General features: G+C 71.9%; 17 protein-coding genes, 2 pseudogenes and 1 riboswitch. Of the genes and pseudogenes, 6 read left to right on the forward strand and 13 right to left on the reverse strand.

What is annotated here, in order from left to right; genetic code table 11:
- The 4 genes and pseudogenes from AB0D46_RS36635 to AB0D46_RS36650 form a co-directional block, all read right to left on the reverse strand.
- A pseudogene (locus tag AB0D46_RS36635) lies at positions 1 to 90 on the reverse strand (N-acetyltransferase); the annotation flags it as partial.
- A gap of 100 nt (positions 91 to 190) precedes the next feature.
- Positions 191 to 394 (reverse strand): annotated as a pseudogene (locus AB0D46_RS36640) (DUF6479 family protein); the annotation flags it as partial.
- Positions 395 to 450: 56 nt separating this feature from the next.
- Complete coding sequence (gene glpK, locus AB0D46_RS36645) at positions 451 to 1,968, reverse strand: glycerol kinase GlpK (protein ID WP_362884188.1); 1,518 nt, start codon at positions 1,966 to 1,968, stop codon at positions 451 to 453.
- 84 nt (positions 1,969 to 2,052) lie between these two features.
- The gene (locus AB0D46_RS36650; protein ID WP_362884190.1) at positions 2,053 to 2,901 is read right to left on the reverse strand and encodes an MIP/aquaporin family protein; all 849 of its coding nucleotides are present in this window, start codon (positions 2,899 to 2,901) and stop codon (positions 2,053 to 2,055) included.
- A gap of 287 nt (positions 2,902 to 3,188) precedes the next feature.
- Here AB0D46_RS36650 and dhaK point away from each other — a divergent pair, with 287 nt between their 5' ends.
- Complete coding sequence (dhaK, locus tag AB0D46_RS36655) at positions 3,189 to 4,193, forward strand: dihydroxyacetone kinase subunit DhaK (protein ID WP_362884191.1); 1,005 nt, start codon at positions 3,189 to 3,191, stop codon at positions 4,191 to 4,193.
- Between the two features lie 55 nt (positions 4,194 to 4,248).
- Here the strand turns inward: dhaK and AB0D46_RS36660 are convergent, their stop codons facing one another.
- The 3 genes from AB0D46_RS36660 to AB0D46_RS36670 all read right to left on the reverse strand — a co-directional run bounded on the left by AB0D46_RS36660 (position 4,249) and on the right by AB0D46_RS36670 (position 6,821).
- On the reverse strand, positions 4,249 to 4,455 hold the full coding sequence (locus tag AB0D46_RS36660; protein WP_362884193.1) for a hypothetical protein: 207 nt from the start codon (positions 4,453 to 4,455) through the stop codon (positions 4,249 to 4,251).
- Between the two features lie 37 nt (positions 4,456 to 4,492).
- Entirely contained in the window at positions 4,493 to 5,473 is a 981-nt protein-coding gene (locus tag AB0D46_RS36665; protein ID WP_362884195.1) for a TerC family protein, read from the reverse strand.
- Between the two features lie 169 nt (positions 5,474 to 5,642).
- Positions 5,643 to 6,821, reverse strand: a complete 1,179-nt coding sequence (locus AB0D46_RS36670) for a serine hydrolase domain-containing protein (protein WP_362884196.1) — start codon at positions 6,819 to 6,821, stop codon at positions 5,643 to 5,645.
- Between the two features lie 270 nt (positions 6,822 to 7,091).
- Here AB0D46_RS36670 and AB0D46_RS36675 point away from each other — a divergent pair, with 270 nt between their 5' ends.
- A complete protein-coding gene (locus tag AB0D46_RS36675; RefSeq protein ID WP_362884198.1) occupies positions 7,092 to 7,448 on the forward strand; it encodes a hypothetical protein in 357 nt (118 codons plus the stop codon).
- A gap of 59 nt (positions 7,449 to 7,507) precedes the next feature.
- On the opposite strand, the gene AB0D46_RS36680 is transcribed toward AB0D46_RS36675, so the two are convergent.
- Positions 7,508 to 9,124, reverse strand: a complete 1,617-nt coding sequence (locus AB0D46_RS36680; RefSeq protein ID WP_362884200.1) for an FAD-binding oxidoreductase — start codon at positions 9,122 to 9,124, stop codon at positions 7,508 to 7,510.
- Between the two features lie 64 nt (positions 9,125 to 9,188).
- Here AB0D46_RS36680 and AB0D46_RS36685 point away from each other — a divergent pair, with 64 nt between their 5' ends.
- On the forward strand, positions 9,189 to 9,875 hold the full coding sequence (locus AB0D46_RS36685) for a TetR/AcrR family transcriptional regulator (protein WP_362884202.1): 687 nt from the start codon (positions 9,189 to 9,191) through the stop codon (positions 9,873 to 9,875).
- On the opposite strand, the gene AB0D46_RS36690 is transcribed toward AB0D46_RS36685, so the two are convergent.
- Entirely contained in the window at positions 9,862 to 10,329 is a 468-nt protein-coding gene (locus tag AB0D46_RS36690) for a MarR family winged helix-turn-helix transcriptional regulator (RefSeq protein WP_362884203.1), read from the reverse strand. The two genes, AB0D46_RS36685 and AB0D46_RS36690, sit on opposite strands and share 14 nt — an antisense overlap.
- A gap of 89 nt (positions 10,330 to 10,418) precedes the next feature.
- Between AB0D46_RS36690 and AB0D46_RS36695 the strand changes: the two genes are divergently transcribed.
- Both AB0D46_RS36695 and AB0D46_RS36700 read left to right on the forward strand, forming a co-directional pair.
- Positions 10,419 to 11,318: an SDR family oxidoreductase gene (locus tag AB0D46_RS36695; RefSeq protein WP_362884205.1), complete on the forward strand. Its 900-nt coding sequence runs from the start codon at positions 10,419 to 10,421 to the stop codon at positions 11,316 to 11,318.
- A 611-nt stretch (positions 11,319 to 11,929) separates the two neighbouring features.
- A complete protein-coding gene (locus AB0D46_RS36700; RefSeq protein WP_362884207.1) occupies positions 11,930 to 13,003 on the forward strand; it encodes an AraC family transcriptional regulator ligand-binding domain-containing protein in 1,074 nt (357 codons plus the stop codon).
- Between the two features lie 198 nt (positions 13,004 to 13,201).
- On the opposite strand, the gene AB0D46_RS36705 is transcribed toward AB0D46_RS36700, so the two are convergent.
- From AB0D46_RS36705 to AB0D46_RS36720, 4 genes are all read right to left on the reverse strand, one after another.
- A complete protein-coding gene (locus AB0D46_RS36705) occupies positions 13,202 to 14,083 on the reverse strand; it encodes an ABC transporter ATP-binding protein (protein WP_362884209.1) in 882 nt (293 codons plus the stop codon).
- Positions 14,083 to 15,087: an iron ABC transporter permease gene (locus tag AB0D46_RS36710; RefSeq protein ID WP_362884216.1), complete on the reverse strand. Its 1,005-nt coding sequence runs from the start codon at positions 15,085 to 15,087 to the stop codon at positions 14,083 to 14,085. Before AB0D46_RS36710 ends, AB0D46_RS36705 begins: the two co-directional genes overlap by 1 nt.
- Positions 15,088 to 15,185: 98 nt before the next feature.
- Positions 15,186 to 16,175, reverse strand: coding sequence for an ABC transporter substrate-binding protein (locus AB0D46_RS36715; RefSeq protein WP_362884211.1), 990 nt, complete (start codon positions 16,173 to 16,175; stop codon positions 15,186 to 15,188).
- Between the two features lie 399 nt (positions 16,176 to 16,574).
- A riboswitch (cobalamin riboswitch) is annotated at positions 16,575 to 16,713 on the reverse strand.
- Positions 16,714 to 17,043: 330 nt separating this feature from the next.
- Complete coding sequence (locus AB0D46_RS36720; protein WP_362884213.1) at positions 17,044 to 18,219, reverse strand: glycosyltransferase; 1,176 nt, start codon at positions 18,217 to 18,219, stop codon at positions 17,044 to 17,046.
- 205 nt (positions 18,220 to 18,424) lie between these two features.
- Between AB0D46_RS36720 and AB0D46_RS36725 the strand changes: the two genes are divergently transcribed.
- On the forward strand, positions 18,425 to 18,900 hold a 476-nt coding region (locus AB0D46_RS36725), incomplete at its 3' end, for a hypothetical protein (RefSeq protein WP_362884215.1).

Below are 18,900 nucleotides of genomic sequence, written 5' to 3' on the forward strand. Positions count from 1 at the left end.
GCGGGCCATGAAGACGTCGATCGGGTCCTGCGTCTCCACGACGAAACCGTGGCGCTCGTAGAGCCGACGGGCCGCGCTGCCCTGCAGGACGTACGTCGCGCTTCTCGCCGCCGTCGCCGATGTTCCCGTATCCGGGGAAGTCGTGCGGCCCGCGGTGTCCCTGGTCACCGGCGAAGTCACCGGGGTCAGCCGGCGGCGGCGTCGCGGTGGTGCCCGGGGCGGAGTCGCCCGGCACCGTACGGCCGGTGCGCATCGTCCGACGCCGCTTGATCCCCCACCAGACGGCGGCGATCAGCATCGCCGCGATGACGATGCCGATCAGGGGGAGCAGCCAGGCGCCGCCCGACGTCTCGGCGGCCGTGGTGAGGAGCGAGGGTTCGAGCGTCGTGTTCATGGGCCGCGCCTACCCGCCGCGGCGCGGCCCATGTGCGCGAGCGGAACCCGCCGGGCCTACTCGACCTTGGCCCAGTCGAGGGTGCGTTCCACCGCCTTCTTCCAGCCCTCGTAGCCCTGCGCGCGCTGCTCCTCGGACCACTGCGGTGCCCAGCGCTCGGACTCCTGCCAGTGGGTGCGCAGTTCGTCCGTGTCCCGCCAGAAGCCGGTGGCCAGACCGGCGGCGTAGGCGGCACCCAGCGCGGTGGTTTCGGCGACGACCGGCCGGCTGACCGGTACGCCCAGGACGTCGGCCTGGATCTGCATGCACAGGTCGTTCGCGGTCACACCGCCGTCGACCTTGAGCACGTCGAGGTGGACGCCGGAGTCCTGTTCCATGGCCTCCACCACGTCGCGGCTCTGGTAACAGATGGCTTCCAGGGCGGCGCGGGCCAGGTGGCCGTTGTTGTGGTAGCGGGCGAGTCCGACGATGGCGCCGCGGGCGTCGGAGCGCCAGTACGGCGCGAACAGGCCGGAGAAGGCGGGGACGAAGTAGATGCCGCCGCTGTCCTCGACGGTGCGGGCCAGTCGTTCGCTGTCCGCCGCGTCATTGATGATCTTCAGCTGGTCGCGCAGCCACTGGATCGCGGAGCCGGTCACGGCGATGGATCCCTCCAGCGCGTACACGGCGGGCTCGTCACCGAACTGGTAGGCCACGGTGGTGAGCAGCCCGTGCTGCGAGCGGACCAGCTCGGTACCGGTGTTGAGGACGAGGAAGTTGCCGGTGCCGTACGTGTTCTTGGCCTCGCCCGGCGCGTAGCAGACCTGCCCGACGGTGGCCGCCTGCTGGTCGCCCAGGACCCCGGTGATGGGGATGGCGGCGCGCAGCGGGCGGGACGTGCGGGTCTGTCCGTAGGCCTGTGGGTGTGAGGACGGGTTGATGCTCGGGAGCATCGCCCGGGGTATGTCGAAGAAGCCGAGGAGTTCGTCGTCCCAGTCGAGGGTTTCCAGGTCCATCAGCATGGTGCGGCTGGCGTTGGTCACGTCGGTGGCGTGGATGCCGCCGTCGGGGCCGCCGGTGAGGTTCCACAGCACCCAGCAGTCGGTGTTGCCGAAGAGGGCGTGGCCCTCCTCGGCCGCCGCGCGGACCCCGTCCACGTTCTCCAGGATCCATTGGATCTTGCCGCCGGAGAAGTACGTGGCCGGTGGCAGGCCGGCCTTGCGCCGGATGACGTCGCCCTGCCCCGACCGTTCCAGGGCCGCCGCGATCGAGTCGGTCCGGGTGTCCTGCCAGACGATGGCGTTGTAGTAGGGGCGCCCGGTGCGCGGGTCCCACACCACGGTCGTCTCACGCTGGTTGGTGACGCCGATGGCCGCCAGGTCGGAAGCCGAGAGGTTCCCGTGCCGCAGGGCGTTCTGCATCACCGAGTTGGTGCGTTCCCAGATCTCGACGGGGTCGTGCTCCACCCAGCCCGCACGGGGCAGGATCTGCGAGTGCTCCAACTGGTGCTTCGCCACCTCGTTGCCCGCGTGGTCGAAGATCATGAAACGGGTGCTGGTGGTCCCCTGGTCCACCGCGCCGACGAAGTCAGCCATGGGAGGGCCTCCTCTCGGGTCGGTCACTCTCTCGGTCCGGTCGGCTCCCGCGCGGATCCGCGCCGGCCGCTGTCGGCTCCGGGGTCAGCTCTCGTCCGGACTCGGGACTCGGCCGGGGGGTTCCGGTTCCGCGGTCGGCAGGAACCGGCCGATGAAGACCTTGTACAGGCCCGCGCCCAGCACGCCGCCGATGAGCGGTCCGATGATCGGGACCCAGTAGTAGAAGTGCCCGTACTGATCGCGCCACGCCCCGCCGTATCCGGTGAGGAAGCTGGCCAGTCGAGGGCCGAAGTCGCGTGCGGGGTTGATGGCGTAGCCGGCGTTGGTGCCCCAGGCCATGCCGATCGCGACCACGATCAGGCCGACGATGAACGGGGCCAGGTTGGCGCCCGGGGGCGTGCCCAGCAGGTCCGTGACCGCCAGGATCAGCAGCAGCAGGATCGCCGTGCCGATGATCTGGTCCCGCAGCGCACCCCACTCGGTGACCGGCAGGTTCGTGTTTCCGTTGGCCGGCAGCGTGGAGAACACGCCCTGGGTCTTGATCGTGTGACCCGGGTCGACCTTCGCCAGGGCCTCGGTGTAGTTCCATCGCACGATCAGCGCCGCCACGAAGGCGCCGGCCGTCTGGGCCAGCGCGTACGGTGCCACCTTGCTCCAGGGGAAGCCCTTGAAGGCGGCGAGGGCGACGGTGACCGCCGGGTTGAGGTGGGCGCCGCTGAGTCGGGCCGCGACGTAGACGCCGAGGGTGACGGCGAGGCCCCACGCCCAGGCGATGCTGTCGTGGTTGCCGAGCCCGCCCGCGGGGTCCGTCAGGCCTCCGCCGGCGACCACTTGGGCCACCACGCCGCAACCGAAGAGGATGAGGATCATGGTGCCGGCGAATTCGGCGGAGAGTTCGCCGACCAGCCCTGATTCCTTGAGTCGCTTGACCATGGGGGTCCCTTTCCCGACGGCCGGGAACCGGTCGTCTCACGCCCCTGCGCTCTGCGCAAACAGTCCAATAATCAGCATTTTCCCCGCTCATCCGCACATGTGCCACCTTTACGTAGAGCCCGTACTCACGCCGCCGGAAGGCGGTGGACGGCGGTGGACGGCGGGTCGGCGGGCGTGGCACCCTCGCGGATCTCCCCGGCGCGGCGGCACACTTGGGGGGTACGGCGGGGCCCGGCGGCCGGCCGGGACCGACCGCCGACCGCCATCGGCCACCCGGGAGGTACTCCATGAACATGCTGATCAACAGTGCGGAAACGGTGGTCGCCGACGCCCTGCGGGGGATGGCCGCCGCCCACCCCGACCTCGACGTGGACGTGGAGCGCCGGGTGGTCGTGCGGCGCGGTGCCCGGGAGGGCGGCCGGGTCGGCCTGGTGTCCGGCGGTGGCTCCGGCCACGAACCCCTGCACGCCGGGTTCGTGGGTTACGGGATGCTGTCCGCCGCCTGCCCCGGCGAGGTGTTCACCTCGCCGGTGCCCGACCAGATGGTGCGGGCGGCCACGGACGTCGACTCGGGGCAGGGCGTGCTGTTCGTCGTCAAGAACTACACCGGTGACGTGCTCAACTTCGACATGGCGGCCGAACTCGCCGAGGAGGACGGGATCCGCGTCGAGCGGGTGCTGGTCGACGACGACGTCGCGGTGACCGACAGCCTGTACACGGCCGGTCGGCGCGGCACCGGGGCCACGCTCTTCGTGGAGAAGATCGCCGGAGCCGCCGCCGAGGCGGGAGCCCCGTTGGAGCGGGTCGCCGCATTGGCCCGCCGGGTCAACGCGTCCTCCCGGAGCTTCGGTGTGGCGCTCGGCGCCTGCACCACCCCCGCCAAGGGCAGCCCGACCTTCGACCTGCCGGACGGTGAACTCGAACTCGGCGTCGGCATCCACGGGGAACCCGGCCGCGAGCGGCGCCCCATGATGCCCGCGCGGGAGATCGCCGAGGTGACGGTGGCCGCCGTACTGGAGGACCTGGCGGCGGTCGCCCCCGCCGACGGGCCGGTGCTCGCCCTGGTCAACGGCATGGGAGCGACGCCGCTGCTGGAGCTGTACGGGTTCCACGCCGAGGTGGCACGGATCCTGGCCGCCCGGGGCGTACCGGTGGCGCGCACCCTCGTGGGGAACTACGTCACCTCGTTGGACATGGCGGGCTGCTCGGTGACGCTGTGCCGGGCCGATGACGAATTGCTGCGCCTGTGGGACGCCCCCGTGCAGACGGCCGCCCTGCGCTGGGGCCGCTGACGCGACCGGGTCCGGCGGGGCGGGCCCGGTTGTCGCGCCGTACGGGGAGGGTCGTTCAGCGGGCCTCGTGGCCGTGCTCGGCGCGACGCGGGTCCTCCAGGTACTCGCGGCACTCGGGGTTGTGGCAGGGGCCGGGGACCCACACGGGTACGAAGACCCCCAGCGTCTTGTGCCGCTTCTTGACGGTGGTGCCCACGGACTGCTTGCAGGCAGGGCACGCGAGCGCGCCTTGGGGACCGGTCTCATGCTCGGTTTTACTCATTTTTTAACAATAAACCCGTATGTCCCGTAATGGGAGGTCAGTCCTGCGACCCGTCCGAGGGCCGCGGGGGGTCGGCCTCCTCCGCCTCGGGTGGTCGGCGGATGCTCAGGACGACGGAACAGGCCAGGACGACCACGATGACGGCCAGGCTGACCGGCGAGGGGATCTCGGGAATGCTCGGGCTGATCATCTTGTGGGAGGCCTGGAGGATCAGCTTCACGCCGATGAAGGCGAGGATGAGGGCCAGGCCCTTGCTGAGGTAGTGGAACCGGTCCAACAGCCCGGCCAGCAGGAAGTACAGGGCGCGCAGGCCCAGGATCGCGAACGCGTTGCTCGTGTAGACGACGAACGCGTCGTCGCTGACCGCGAGGACGGCGGGAACGCTGTCGACGGCGAAGACCAGGTCGGCCGCCTCGATCGCCGCGACCACCGCGAGCAGCGGCGTCGCCACGAGCTTGCCGGCCTCCTTCACGAAGAACTTCGTGCCCGCGTACTCGTCCCGGACCGGCACGACCTTGCGGAGGAGCCGCACGGCGAAGCTCCTGCCCGGGTCGAAGGTGTCCTGCGCGTCCTTGACGAGCTTGTAGGCGCTGTAGAAAAGGACCGCGGCGAAGACGAACAGCACGGCCGTGAAGCGGGTGACGACGGCGACGCCGAGGGACAGGAAGACGCCGCGGAACACGAGGGCCCCGATCACCCCGAAGAACAGCACCCGGTGCTGATAGGCGCGGGGCACCTTGAAGTAGCTGAAGATCACCGCGAAGACGAACAGGTTGTCGACCGACAGGCTCTTCTCCAGCAGCCACGCGGTCGTGTACTCCGTACCTGCCGTCGTGCCGAGGACGAGGAAGACCAGCCCGCCGAAGGCCAGGGCGAGACTCACCCACAGGCCGCTCCACAGGGCGGCCTCCTTGAAGCCGATCACATGAGCGGTGCGGTGGGCCAGCAGGTCGATCGCCAGCGACACCACCACGATCACGGCGAACGTTCCCCACAGCCACAACGGGACTTCGAGCACGCCGAACACACCCTTACGGCGACCCGCACGCGACGTACGGGCGCCAGCCGGTCGAGCCTCTTACACGGAGTCTGCGGCATTCCACCCCCCGGCGCACCGGGAGGCGGCGACAACCCCTGACACACCCGTCGGGCCGGACGCGACGCGCGGCCTCCGGTCGGCCCGCGGGTCATTCCGCCTTCAGCGCGGCCTCGGGGGCGAGGTGGTTGGCGATGTCCGCGAGGAAGGACGCGGCCGCGTTCTGCACGGTGCTGCCCGGTCCCTGCGTGGCCACCGTCGCGATCGCGATCTTCTTCGAGGGCAGGTAGGCGACGGCTCCCGCATACCCGGCGAAGGACGGGTTCTGCAGGATCCAGCCGTTCTGCAGGGCCAGACCGAGGGAGAAGGACGTGTTCGGATTGATCTGCGAGACCGGCGCCAGCTGCTCGCGGTGCGACTCGGCCGACAGCAACTCGCCCTCGCCGATCGCGGTGAACGACTTCGCCACGTCGCCCAGGGTGCCCGTCATCACGGCGCCCGGCGCCAGCGTCCACGAGGGGTTCCAGTACGTGGCGTCCTCGAACACGCCGCGCTCGTTGTCGAATCCGTGCAGGACGGGCGCGGGTATCTCCGCCGTCGTCGGGATGTCGGTCGCGGTCAACCCCATCGGCTCCAGGACGTCCGTCTCCATCACCTCGGCCAACGGGCGGCCCTTGAGGCGGGAGATCACGTCGCCCAGGAGCACCCAGTTGGCGTGGGAGTAGGCGAAACCCGAACCGGGCTCGCGCACCAGTGGTTTGGACACCGAGATGGTCACCAGCTCGGGCCCCGTCCAGTTCCGGAACGGATTCTTGTACAGGTCCGCGATGAACTTCGGGTCCCGGACGTAGTCCGCGTAGCCGGAGGTGGTCGAGGCCAGCATGCCCACCGTGATCTCGTTCGCGTGCGGCACGTCGGGCCGCCAGCGGGAGAGCTTGTCGTCGAGGGAGACCTTGCCCGCGTCGACGAGTTGCAGCAGCGCGGTCGTCAGGTAGGGGATCGAGACCGCGCCGATCCGAAAGCGCATGTCGGTGGTGGCGGGTACGCCCGTCATCGCCTGACCGGAGGCCGCCTCCGTGACGCGCTCGCCGTCGATCCACACCTCGGCCATGGCCGCCGTCAACTTGTACCGGGCGAGCGCGTCGCGCACCCGCTCGCGCACGAACGCCGCCGTATCGGACGGTACGCAGGTGCCGCGCACGGCGGACCGGCCGGTCGGGCACGCCGCGGCGGGCGCCGCCTCGGCCCGGGCGACGGTCGGCGCACCGGCCAACGAGGCGCCCAGGAGCAGGGGCAGACAGGCGAACGTGAGGGGCTTGGAACGGCGCACGACGGCACCTCCGGGGAGGTCGGGACGGGCGGGGGCGGAGGCCGGTCACTCCTGGGGCGGATGCTCCTTCCAGTGGCCGATCTGCCCGGCGTTCCACGGGACACGATCCGACAGGACTGCCGTACGGGCGATTGCGCTGGGCCGAACGGGTGAGGCCGGCGCTGAGCGGTTGCGCGGTGGGACGAAACGCGGTGGACGCCCCCGAGGCATCCGGGGAATCATGGCGCCGCACATCGAGTACAGGGCGTCGAGAAGGGACCGGTGCGGTCGGTGGCCACACGCATGATGAGGTTCAGCCTGTACGCGGACGCCGAGGGGTTGGCCCGGGTCGGGGAGATCATCGACCGGGAGGTGGCCTTCCGCGCCGCCCGCGTCGCGGACAGGACCGTCGTACGCGAGACCTCCGACGGTGACCCGCCGATGGCCGAGGCGAACGCGTTCCTCGTCGATCAGTGGGCCATCGAGCACCCCGGCGCGGACGCCGGTGAACGACAGGCCGTTGACCTGCACGTCCGTCTGGACTGCTCGCTGCGCACCTACCGCGCGGTCCGCAAGGCGGTGATCAGGGGGCTGTGCCCGGAGGGCGCCGCCCCGCACACCTGCCTCGTGCCCTGGTCGGCGTGGTGACGCGCCGCTGACGCCGGATCCACGTCGCCGCGCGGGCCCCTCGGACTTGTGGGACCCGCTCAGTCCACCAGCACGCCCGGGTTCAGGATGCCCCGCGGGTCCAGCACTCCCTTCGCGGCCCGCAGCGCGAGGGCGAAGGGTTCGGGGCGCTGGAGGTCGTAGCCGGGGCGGTGGTCACGGCCCACGGCGTGGTGGTGGGTGATGGTCGCCCGGTGGCGGTGCAGGACCTCGCCCGCCACGGCCTTGAGGTCGTCCCACAGGGCCACCTCGTCACCGGCGCGGCCGGCGGCGAGCACGGTGAAGTAGGGGGCCGCGCCGTCCGGATACACGTGTGTCAGGCGGCAGTTGACGGTCGCGGGGTGACCCGTGGCCTTGAGCGCCGCCGCGCCGACCTCGGTGCGCACGGCGTCGATCAGGCCCGGTATCCGGTCCCAGGTCGCGGCCGTCTCGAACGTTTCCGCGACGGCGCCCATCCGGGCCAGGCCGTCGCGCAGGTAGGGCATCCGCAGGAACGCGGACCGCCAGGCACGCACGGCCGCGTCGCCGACCGGGGCCGTGGCCGGCGTGCCGCCGCCGGTGGTGGCGCCGTCGCGCCGGCCACCGTACGAGAGGGCGAGGCGCACGGCCCGCTCCAGCCTCCTGGCCACCGGTTCGTCCGCCGACTCGAAGCCCAGCACCAACACGGCGCGATCACCCCGGCCCGCGCCGGCCAACACCGCCTCGCCGGCGTCGAGCAACCGGCAGTTCGCGGGGGAGAGGTCGCCCTGGGCGAGGGCGCGCACCGCCCGCAGCGCGTCCTGGAAGTCGGTGAACGTCACCGCGGCGGACGCCTTGTGGCGGGGCCGCTCCTGGAGGCGCACCCAGGCCTCGGTGATGACGCCGAGCGCCCCTTCGGAGCCCAGGAACAGGCGGTCGGGGGACGGGCCGGCCCCGGAGGCGGGCAGTCGCCAGGAGCTGCTGGTGCCGGCCGGGGTGACGACGCGCAGCGACTGGACGAAGTCGTCGATGTGCGTGTGCCCGGTGGCGTAGTGCCCGCCCGCCCGGGTGGCGAGCCAGCCGCCGAGGGTGGAGAACTCGAAGCTCTGCGGGAAGTGCCGCAGGGTCAGCAGGTGGGGCCGCAACTGGTCCTCCAGGGCCGGCCCGAGCGCGCCGGCCTGGATGCGGGCCGCCCGGCCCTCGGTGTCGACCTCCAGGACCCGGCCCATGGCCGTCAGGTCCAGGGACAGCACCGCCCGGTGGGCGTCGCCGCGGTACTCCACGCCCCCACTGACGGAGGAGCCCCCGCCGTACGGGACGACGGCGACCTGCCGGTCACCGGCCCAGTCCAGCAGGTCGGCCACCCCCTGCTCGTCCGTCGGACGGGCGACGAGGTCCGGGATGCGGCCGGGCCGGCCGCGCAGCGCCCGTACGACGTCGCGGTACGCCTTGCCCATGGCGTGCGCCGCCCGGTCCGCGGGGTCGTCGCGGACCAGGTGGGCGAGGCTCGGCGGCGGTGCGACGGCGGGAGCGGGGACGTCCAGGTCGCGGACGCGCGGCAGGGGGAGCGGGCGGGCGAGGGTGCCGGGGAGCAGGGCGCCCATCGCGACGCACTCCGCGTCGTCGGGGTGGGCGTCCGCCCAGCCCCAGCCCCACCAGGAGCGGGTACGGGACGTCGGCTGAACGGTGGTACCGGCCATGGATGCGCTCCGGAGGTGGCAGGAATTTACCAAGGGGTAAATTACTTACTGATAATATCCGCTCATGGCAACCCCTCCTTCCAAAGCGGGCACCAAGGGAGTCCCCCGGCAGCACCGTCGGCAGCAGATGCTCGAAGCCGCCACGGAGGAGTTCGGAACCCGCGGCTACGCGGCCGCCTCGCTCCCCGCGATCGCCGCCCGGGTGGGTGTCACGAAGACGCTGCTGCACCAGTACTTCGGCACCAAGGAGGACCTCTACGTCGCCTGCCTGGTCCCCGTCGGCGACCGCGTCCTCGCCACCATCCGTGCGGCCATGGGCCCGAGCGGGACCTCGCCGCACACCCCCCTGCGCGTGCTGCACGCCCTCTTCACGGCCCTGGAGGGGCAGCGGGAGGCGTGGTTCGTCCTCTACGACACCACCCTGCCGCCCGACGGCGAGGCCGTGCGGAGGGCCTCGGAGTACTGGGCCGCCATCGACGGGCTCGCCGCGGGGGGCACCGCCGAGCTGCTGCGCGCGACCGGATCCAGCGACCCGTTGGACGCCGACGCGCTCAAGTACGTCTGGCGGGACCTGGTCGCCACCCTCGTGCGCTGGTGGGTCAAGCACCCGGAGCAGACCCCCGCGGCCATGACGCGGCGCTGCGCCCGCCTCTTCGCGGCCGCCGCGGGGCTGGCGTCCGCCGAAGACGCCGTCGGTTCCGAGGCGCCGACCGTCCCCGAGGGCGCGGCGGTCGGGCCTACGCGTCCTTGACGTCCTTCGCGGCCTTGAGCTTGCGCCACACGGTGCCCAGCGCCTCCAGGTCCCGTTCGTCGAGGAGGTCCGTGAAGGCCGGGGCGAGGGCTGCGCGGCGGGTGGCGTCGGCTTCGGCGAACACCGTGCGGCCCGCCTCCGTGAGGGACACCTCCACCGACCGGGCGTCGCGGGTGGAGGGCGTGCGCGTCACGAGGCCCCGTGCCTGTAGCGCGTCCACGACCCGCGACACCTGGCTTCGGCTGAGCAGGGTGCTGTTGCCGAGTACGGAGGCGGGTACGGGCTCGGGGCTGGAGGCCAGCCACAGCATGACCTCGAACCAGGACACGGGTAGGTCGTGGGCCTTCACGAGGGCCCGGTCGACGCGGTCGGTCATCACGGTGCCGGCCCAGACCAGTCCGTAGAAGGCGTAGTCGGCCGCCGGCATCTCGGCTTCGGTGAGCTTCTTCGGCATGTCGGCAGTCTAGAGGTTGCGTGCGCACGCACATAACTTTATGGTGTGTGTGCACGCACATAAATCACGTTCCGTGAAAGGCGACCGCCATGACGTCCTTCCCCGTCACCCCCGAAGCCACGCCCGACGCCGCTTCCGCGCCCTCCGGCGGAGTCGGCCGCACCGTTCTGATCACCGGAACGTCCTCCGGAATCGGCCTGGCCGCCGCCATTGCCACCGCCCGGGCCGGCTGGCGCACGATCGCCACCCTGCGTGACACCGGCCGGGCCGACGCCCTGCGCGAGGCAGCCGCCGAGGCGGGCGTGGACGTCGACATCCGACAGCTCGACGTCGTCGACGAGCGTTCGGTCGCCGCCGCGATCGACGGCGTGATCGCCGACTACGGCCGGCTGGACGCCGTCGTGAACAACGCGGGCGCCGGACACGTCGGAACCCTCGAACTCGAAACAGTCGCCGACGTCCGCCAGGTCATGGAGGTCAACTTCTTCGGCGTCCTCAACGTCTCCAAGGTCGCCCTGCCGCACCTGCGGGCCACCGGGGGTCGACTCATCACGGTCACCAGCGTCGGCGGCGTCGTCGGTCAGCCCTTCAACGAGGCCTACTGCGCGGCGAAGTTCGCCGTCGAGGGGTACATGGAGAGCCTCGCCCCCGTCGCGGGCGCCGTCGGCGTGAGCGTGTCCGTCATCGAGCCCGGCGCCGTGGCCACCGAGTTCGTCAACAACATCGGACTCGACATCGAGGGTCGGATCGCCGCTGCCGGCCCGTACGCCGACGCGATGCGCAGCTACGTCGACCGTACGGTCGGCCAGTTCCTGGACGGCGCCCAGACCCCGGCCGGCGCGGCCGAGGCGGTCATGGAGGCCCTGACCGAGGACCGCCCCGCGTTCCGCATCCAGACCTCGCAGTGGGCCCGCGACTTCACCGGGACGAAGCTGGCCGACGGGGACGGTTCCGCCGTCCTCGGCATGACCACCGGGTGGGTGTCCTGACCGGAGCGGGCGCGACCGCGTCGCTGCGGCCACCGGCGGCCGAACTGTGCGCCGGGTGGAACCGGGGCATGATGGCGGGGGGCGGACCGCCCCCGAGCGGCCGCCGCCGGAGCCGCGCGTGGTGACGCGCCCGAGCCGGGAGGTGCCTCGTACGCATGGACGAATCGCAACGGGCCTGGATGGCCGTGGGCGGTGTCATCGCCGTCATCCTGTTGAACCTCGTGGCCATCATCCTGATGAACGTCCTGTGACGGAGCCCCCGCGCGACGAACTCCGCGATCGGCCCGCAGGGTCACTTCGGCGAGACGCCTGGCTCGTACACCCGCCAGTCCTCCTGAACCCGCGGGCAATGGCGCGGTCCGTCCGACCCCCGTACGGCAGGACCGTCGCCATCCACCTCAGCGGATCGACGGCGCCACCCTCTGCGGGGGGCGGCGCCGTGACCCGAACGACCACCACGCTAGGGCCGCGAACGAGCCCCGGTCGAGGACGGCACGCGCCGGCCGGAGGACCGCGCGCGCCACGGGGGACCGGCCGCGCCACGAAGGGGACACTCGACGCCGGCCTCCGGCGTGAAGTGGCCGAATCCCGCTGGTCTATGCTCAGCCCTCGTGGTCTCACACGCACACCAGGGGACGACCTCGTCCGCCCTCACCCGACTGAACGTCAAAGCCGCACAGCTGGTCGGCGTACCCCCACACACCTACGCCCACCTGCTGGGTCTGGCGCGCGAGCACCTCGACGACGACGCGTGCCGGACTCCCGCCGCCTCGATCATCCGCGTCCTGGAACTGACGACAGGCCGAGCCTCGTGGACGGAGACCTCCCTGTTGATGGCGCAGGAGTCGGCCATCGGCACCCTCGGGGTCTGGGACTACCTGATCACCTCCGCGGCCACCCCGCTCGAAGGCATCCGGGACGCGGCTGCCTATCTGTCCACCGTCCTCGACACCCGCACCGACAACCTGCGGATCGCCGAGGACGGTGACCGGATCACCATCAGTCACATCAACCAGTCCGACCTGTCCCACCCGGCCGCCTGCGCCGTCCGCTCGTACGCACTGGGCGTGTACCGGCGCCGGCTCGGCGAAGCCGCCCGCCGCGACCTCGTCCCCGTCCACGTCGCGCTGGCCGCCGAAACACCCCGCCGACACGAGGCCCTGACCCGGCTGTACGGCACCCGCGCCATCGAGTTCGAAGCCCCGGTCAGCTCGATCACCTTCCTCGCCGCCGACCTCAAGGCCCCGAACCCGCATGCCCAGATCGGCCTTTCCGCCGTCCTGCGCGACCACGCCGACCGGACCCTCGCCTCGGCGATACCCCTGCGCGACTGGCTGGACCTCTTCCGCGCCGCCCTGGTCTCCGCCCACGACGAGGGCGCGCCGACGCTGACCGGCGTCGCACGGCGCCTCGCCCTCAGCACCCGAACCCTGCAACGCCGCCTGGACGAACACGGCACCACCTGGAGCACCGAGGTCGAAGCCGTACGCAGGGCCCACATCACCCAACTGCTCCACGACACCGACCTGACCTTCGACGCGGTCGCCACCCGCAGCGGCTACGCCGACGCCCGCGCCCTGCGCCGCGCGGTCCACCGCTGGTACGGCACCACCCCCGCCGGGCTGCGCCGCGCCGGCCGACTCCCCACCGGCCGACTCCCCACCGGCCGAGTCCCCACCGGCTAGGACCCGCCTCAGCACGCGTCCGACCGCTCACGCGAGGAGCGTGTGAGGTCTTCGTGTGTCACCGGATCGCCCGGCCGGCCGTCACCAGGCCGCGGCGACCCGGTCGGCCGTGGTCACGTACCCGCAGCGGCCCGCCGTCCACTCCAGCGCCGTCCGGGTGAGGCCGGAGCAGGTCGAAGCAGGTCGAAGCAGGTCAGGTCAAGGCTCGGAAGGGGCGACCCGACCCGGCGGACCGTCGAGGCCCGGATGCACGCTGATGAAGGGCACCCCGGTGCGTGGGTGCGCCATGACCTCTGCCTCCACCTCGTACACGTCGGACAGGAGTTCCGCCGTGAGCACCTCCCGCGGAGTGCCCGTCACGATCACGCGGCCGGCGGCCATCACGCAGATGCGGTCGCAGAAGGCGGCGGCGAGGTTCAGGTCGTGCAGGGCGACGACGGCCGTGACGCCGAGGCGCCGGACGAGTCGCAGCGCGTCGAGTTGGTGGCGCAGGTCCAGGTGGTTCGTCGGTTCGTCCAGCACCATCGTCCCCGTGCACTGGGCGAGCGCGCGGGCGATCAGCACCCGCTGCTTCTCCCCGCCCGACAGCCGGTCGAACGGCGCGTGCGCCAGCGCGCCCACGTGGAGCTCGTCCAACGACCGGGTGATGACGTCGCGGTCGGCGGCGTCATCGCCCGCGAAGGCCCGCTTGTGCGGGGTGCGGCCCATGGCCACCACGTCGTACACCGTCAACTCGAAGTCCCCGGACGTCTCCTGCAACACGGCCGCGAGCCGCTGGGCGAGCCGCTTGCCGGGCATCCGCCACACGTCGTCGCCGTCCAGCAGCACCCGCCCCGACGTGGGTCGCAGCGCCCGGTAGAAGGTGCGCAACAGCGTCGACTTGCCCGCCCCGTTGGGCCCGACCAGGCCCACCACCTCGCCGGGATCGGCCCGCAGGGACACCCGGTCGACGAGGACCTTGCCGCCCAGGACGACGCTGACTCCCTCGGCTTCGAGGGACCCGGGGGCTCCGGTCGTGCCGGTCGCCTCGGTCGCCTCGGTCGCCCCGGTCGCCCCGGTCGTCACGTTCGGCTTGTTCATCACCGCGCCGCCTTCCGTCGCATCAGCCAGAGGAAGAAGGGACCGCCGACCAGGGCGGTGAGGATGCCGACGGGGATCTCCTCCGGGCTCATGAGGGTCCGGGCGGCCAGGTCCGCGGCGATCAGGAACGCCGCCCCCAGGAGCGCGGCGGCGGGCAGCGCCCGCCGGTGGTCGGCCCCCACGAGCAGCCGCACCACGTGCGGCATGATCAGCCCGACGAAGCCGATCTGTCCGCTGACCGCGACGATCGTGCCGATCATCAGGGCCACCAGCGTGAACAGGGCGCCGCGGAAGCGGTGCACGTCCAGCCCGAGGGCCGCGGCCGCTTCCTCACCGGCCAGCAGGAGGTTCAGGGGACGGCAGAGGCCGAGCAGGACGGCCGTCCCGATCAGGACCGTACCGACCGGGATCCACACCGTCGTCCACGTGGTGCCGGCCAGGCCGCCGAGCATCCAGCGCAGGGCGGACTGCGTCTTGTGCGGATCGTTCGAGGTGACGATCAGGAAGCTCGCCACCGCCGACAGCACCTCGGCCGTCGCCACGCCCGCCAGGACCAGTCGTACCGTCGTCATCCGGCCGCCCGAGCGGGCGAGGAAGTAGACGGCGACCAGGGCGGCCAGCGCCCCGCAGAACGCCGCGATCGGCAGGGTGAACAGGCCGAACAGGCTCAGGTTCAGCACCACGACGAGCACGGCCCCGACCGAGGCCCCCGACGACACCCCCAACAGCATCGGGTCGGCCAGCGGGTTGCGGACCAGCGCCTGCAACGCCATCCCGGCCACCGACAGGCCGGCGCCCACCACGCCGGCCAACAGCACCCGGGGCAACCGGACATCGACGACGATCGTCTCGCGCACCGGGGTCCACGTCGGCTCGACGAGAGCCGGGGCCACTTGGTGCAGCAGGATGCCCCACACCTGACCGGCGGGCACGCCGATCGAGCCGACCGCGATCCCGGCCGTCGCGGTGCCCGCCACCAGAACGCCCAGGAGCGCCAGCACGATCGGATAGGGCGCCCCCGCCCGCCGCCCCCGGACCGCCGCGGCCGGCGGGCAGACGCCCGCCTCCGCGGCCGGCCCGGACGCCACGGCCTTCACCCCGGTCACTGGACCCGGCCCGGGTGGAGCTGACGCGCCAGCGACTCCACGGCCGCCGGCATCCGCACACCGAGCACGGTGGACGACAGCGGCAACACCGCGAAGCGCTGGTTCTTGATCGCCGGTACGTCCTTCAGCGCCGGGTGCGCGAGCAGGAACTTCTTCTTGTCCTCGACCGATTGGTCGCCGTAGTCGTAGATCACGATGGCCTCGGGCGCGCGCTGCGCCACCTGCTCGAACGACACGTCACCGAAGGCCTTGTCGAGGTCGGCGAAGAGGTTCACCCCGCCGGCCCGACGCATCATCTCGTTGCCGATGCCCTTGCCGCCCGCGGTGAAGGCCGTCTTGTCGCCGCTGTCGTACACGAAGAGCTTGACCGGCGGCACGCCCACGAGCTGCGACTCGACGCGGTCGAGGACCCCGTGCAGCTTCGTCACCTGCTGTTCGCCCCGCTCGGGCACCCCGAAGATCTTCGCGACGGTGCGGATCTCCGCGTCCATCGCGGCCGCGTCGACCGGACCGGTCGGGCACTCCTCGCTGTTGAGGTGCGTGTTGATCCCGACCTTGGTGAAGGCGGCGCGGCTACGGCCCTCCTTCTCGGCGAAGGTCGTAGACCATCCCCCGTAGACGAGGTCCGGTTCGGCCTGCAACAGGACCTCGAAGGAGGGGTATTCCTTCGACAGGACCTTCACGCTGTCGTACGCGCCCTGGTACTCGGGGAGGATCCGGTCGTCGAGGTAGCCGGTGCCGACCATCGACTTCTCCAGGCCGAGCGCCAGCATGATCTCGGTCGCGTGCTGGTTCAGCGAGACGGCCCGCTGAGGCGGACGCCGGTAGGTGGTCTTCACCCCGCAGTTGTCCACCGTGACGGGGAAACCCTTCACGGGCGCGGCCGACGAGGGGCCGGCGGCGGGCGCGCCGCCGCCTCCGCAGCCGGATACGAGTAGGGCCGCGGCGAGTGCGGGGAGCAGGGTCTTCGGGAGGTTGCGGGGCATGGGTGGGTCCTCTCACCGCGGATGGAACGGATGGTCTTCGACGCCGAGTCGGCCCCGTGGCACGACGGTTCGGGGTCCGGGCGTCGGACGTCGGGCGTCAGGCGTCAGGTCGCCACGTCTCGGGTTCGGTCGACGGCCCGAGGGGATCGCGGACGCGGCCCGTACGTCGGCGGGGGAGCGTGAGGAAGGCCACTCGTGTGCCGGGGGTCGGGAGCGTCGCGGTGACCGGGGACGGCAGGTGCCGTCCGGGGTGCGGGTGCCGCGTCTGCCACTGTTCGGTCGCCACCGCCGGCCTCTCGTCCCTGCCGGGCGGGCTGGCTGCGTGGCGATGCACTCCCGTGCACGGTCGAGCCGTGGGGGAGCTGCTGACGGCCACACCGTAGTCCGCGACGGCGTTCCTCGTGTACATGACTGCGCGCCAGGTGTTCCGACTCGCCCGGTGGTTGCCGGGCCTACGGTTGCGGGTCAGCGCCGGATTTCGACCGGCTTCCCCTGGTGCTGAGTACTTATCAGCCGGAGTGCAACACGACCCGGCCCGGGGCGTCAAGCCCGCGGGTGTCCCACCGTCGCCGCCGGCCGGCCGTGCGCGCCGCACGGCTGGCGATCTCCCGGTCACTCGGGTACCGTCCAGGGCCGCCACGTGCGCGAACGCGCCGCGCGGACCGCGCGCGGCAGCTCAGGAGCACCCGGTGGAGGCGGCCCGTACGCCGGATGCGCGTACGTCGGACACCCGGACGCCGGACACCCGTACGTCGAACAGGAGGGCCGGAACGCACCTGCGACGTTCCGGCCCCCGCTCGGGCCCACGCCCGCTGCTCGTCCCTCCGTACGACGGCGGGCAACCGCCGTCCCCGCCCGATGCGAGGTGTCAAACCGTACCGGCGGCGGCGGTGGCGGCGACGGCAGCCCGGTGGACGTGCACCGACCGCTCCAGTTCCCGAACGACCTCGGCGGCGGAGGGCATCCGCCACGCCTCGTCCCGCAGCCGCCCGGCGGCCTCGCGGTACGACGGGTCCGTGAGCAGGTCCTCGACGGCTCCGGCGACGTTCTCCGTCGTGTCGTCCTCCGGCAGCACCAGCCGGCCCGCCCCGTGCGCGGAGATCCGCGCGCCGTGCTCCTCCAGGCCCGGCATGCTCGGTACGAACACCTGGGGGACGCCGTTCGCCAGGCAGCTCAGAGTGGTGTTCCCGCCCCCGTGGTGGACCACCAGGTCACAGGTCGCGGCGAGGACGTCCACCGGGAGCCAGCCCGCGCGGCCGCTTGCCGGGAGCGTCGGCTCCAACGCGCGGGCCACGGCCTCCGGGGTCGCCACCAGCAGCTCCACGTCCAGCGACCCGACCTTTTCCACCAGGCCGCGCAACGGCTCGAAATGATCGCTCGGCGTCACCCGACTACCCGCGCTGACCAGCACGCGCGGCCGTCTCCCCTTGGTGTACATCCACGGCTCCAACGGAACCTGTGTGCTGTAGGCGATGTGACGCAGCGACAGCGCCGGGGGCGCGGTGAGGGGGCGCAGGCTCGGCGGCAGGACGCTGAGGGAGAAGTCCGGGGCGGGTGGCGCCTGGAGGCCGAGCGCCTCCAGTTCCGGAGCGAGTTCGGACTGCGCCCCGAGGTCGACGGAGAGCGGTTCGCCGATGTCGATCGCGAACCGCACCCAGGGCACGCCGGCGTGGTGGGCCGCGAGGGGGCCCGCGTAGGTCAGCACGTTCGAGACGACCAGGTCGGGCCGCCAGCGGTCCACGAGATCGATCAGGCCGGGCAGTGAACTCGCCGCCAGCCGGCCGAACATGCGGCCGATCGCGATGTTGCGCTCCGGTCCGTTCGCCGGCGTCGGGACGAGACGGCCCTGCCGGTCGTGCCGGCAGTCCTCGATGGTCCGCGGGGTGACGGAGACGGCCGGGATCCCCGAGTTGACGATGGCGGGCATCGTCACCTCGGGCCCGGTCATGATCACTTCGTGGCCCGCGTTGCGGGCCGCCTGGGCCAGCGGGATGTTGGGGAAGATCGTGCCGGCGCCGTTTCCGCCTACGAACAGTATTTTCATGACCGGATGCTCCGGCACGGATCTGGAACTCCGCTCGAAAGTGCGCACGCGCGCCGGCCGCCACCTCTCGGCCGGCCCGACCCTGCGCCCGTGTCCGGAACTCGACGTTCGTTCCAACGAATCTCCATCCGGATGGCGAAGAGTCGCGGCACAGGCGGGAGCCGATCCTCGCCGGACACGAGAGACACGAGAGAGAGGAACCTCAGTGCAGCGCAAGTGGAAGCTGACGGGCGGAGCAGTCGGTTCGTTGGGCCTCGCCCTGACCGCGATGTTGGCCGCGCCCGGTACCGCCGCCGCGACCGGGTCGCCCGCGGTCACGACGACCAGCACCCTCCCGTACGTCTGCCAGACCCGGCTCTCCGGTGAGTGGATACCGGTCGAGTACAGCCGTAACTTCACCACCACGGCGCCGGCCAAGGTCGCCCCGTTCCACACCTTCAAGGTCACGTTCGACTCGGCGCCGATCAAGGCCATCGCCGACTACAACAAGCTGCTGAACACCATCTCGTTCAACTACAAGGTGCCCGCCAACGCCACCGTCCTCAGCTACAAGTTGACCGGCGGCAGCAACCTCGGCACGGCCAACCAGTGGGTCGAGCGGACCGGCAACGACCTGCGCGTGAAGTCGGACGGCGAGTGGGCCGGCGGCGTCGAGTTCGACTTCCCGAACCTCGAAGTCAC

It is taken from the genome of Streptomyces sp. NPDC048383, from assembly GCF_040651775.1.
Lineage (GTDB): Bacteria > Actinomycetota > Actinomycetes > Streptomycetales > Streptomycetaceae > Streptomyces.

Excerpts from the sequence above, each read along its gene's own strand:
- AB0D46_RS36660 (WP_362884193.1), bottom strand. The coding sequence starts at position 4,455 with ATGAGTAAAACCGAGCATGAGACCGGTCCCCAAGGCGCGCTCGCGTGC.
- AB0D46_RS36695 (WP_362884205.1), top strand. The coding sequence starts at position 10,419 with ATGACGTCCTTCCCCGTCACCCCCGAAGCCACGCCCGACGCCGCTTCC.
- AB0D46_RS36705 (WP_362884209.1), bottom strand. The coding sequence starts at position 14,083 with ATGAACAAGCCGAACGTGACGACCGGGGCGACCGGGGCGACCGAGGCG.
- glpK (WP_362884188.1), bottom strand. The coding sequence starts at position 1,968 with ATGGCTGACTTCGTCGGCGCGGTGGACCAGGGGACCACCAGCACCCGT.
- AB0D46_RS36680 (WP_362884200.1), bottom strand. The coding sequence starts at position 9,124 with ATGGCCGGTACCACCGTTCAGCCGACGTCCCGTACCCGCTCCTGGTGG.
- AB0D46_RS36650 (WP_362884190.1), bottom strand. The coding sequence starts at position 2,901 with ATGGTCAAGCGACTCAAGGAATCAGGGCTGGTCGGCGAACTCTCCGCC.
- AB0D46_RS36685 (WP_362884202.1), top strand. The coding sequence starts at position 9,189 with ATGGCAACCCCTCCTTCCAAAGCGGGCACCAAGGGAGTCCCCCGGCAG.
- dhaK (WP_362884191.1), top strand. The coding sequence starts at position 3,189 with ATGAACATGCTGATCAACAGTGCGGAAACGGTGGTCGCCGACGCCCTG.
- AB0D46_RS36715 (WP_362884211.1), bottom strand. The coding sequence starts at position 16,175 with ATGCCCCGCAACCTCCCGAAGACCCTGCTCCCCGCACTCGCCGCGGCC.
- AB0D46_RS36690 (WP_362884203.1), bottom strand. The coding sequence starts at position 10,329 with ATGCCGAAGAAGCTCACCGAAGCCGAGATGCCGGCGGCCGACTACGCC.
- AB0D46_RS36720 (WP_362884213.1), bottom strand. The coding sequence starts at position 18,219 with ATGAAAATACTGTTCGTAGGCGGAAACGGCGCCGGCACGATCTTCCCC.